Below are 526 nucleotides of genomic sequence, written 5' to 3' on the forward strand. Positions count from 1 at the left end.
TCGCAGAACATCGCCGGCGCCACCTGGGGGCACATGGCCATCCCGCGCATCGGGCAGGAGGTCATCGTGTCTCACTATGAAGGGGACCCCGACCAGCCCGTGATCACCGGGCGGGTATACAACCGCTTACAACTGCCTCCCTATGAATTGCCCCGTCACAAGACGCGGATGACCCTCAAGAGCAAGACCCACAAGGGCGAGGGTTACAACGAGCTGCGCTTCGAGGACGAGAAGGATCAGGAGGAGATCTACGTCCACGCGCAGAAAGACCAGAACATCCACGTCAACCACGACGAAACCACCTTCGTTGGCCACGACCGCAGCGAGCAGGTCGAGCACGACGAGACCATCGCCATCGGCCACGACCGCAAGGAGACCGTGGGCAACGATGAGCAGGTCAGCATCGGCCAGGACCGCCGGCACGACATCGGTCAGGACGACTTCCTTACCGTCGGCCGCAACCACACCCTCCACACCGGCAAGGACCGCACCGAAGAGGTCGGCAATAACCGCCGCGACAAGACCG

Annotated in this window: 1 protein-coding gene; it reads left to right on the forward strand. The window is 62.7% G+C overall.

Annotated features, from left to right (window positions below):
- Window positions 1-526, forward strand: a 526-nt coding sequence (locus tag AC1RQF_RS33520; protein WP_492874443.1) for a type VI secretion system Vgr family protein, incomplete at both ends; no start/stop codon positions are given.

Source organism: Burkholderia sp. GW821-FHT14F03, assembly GCF_058803765.1.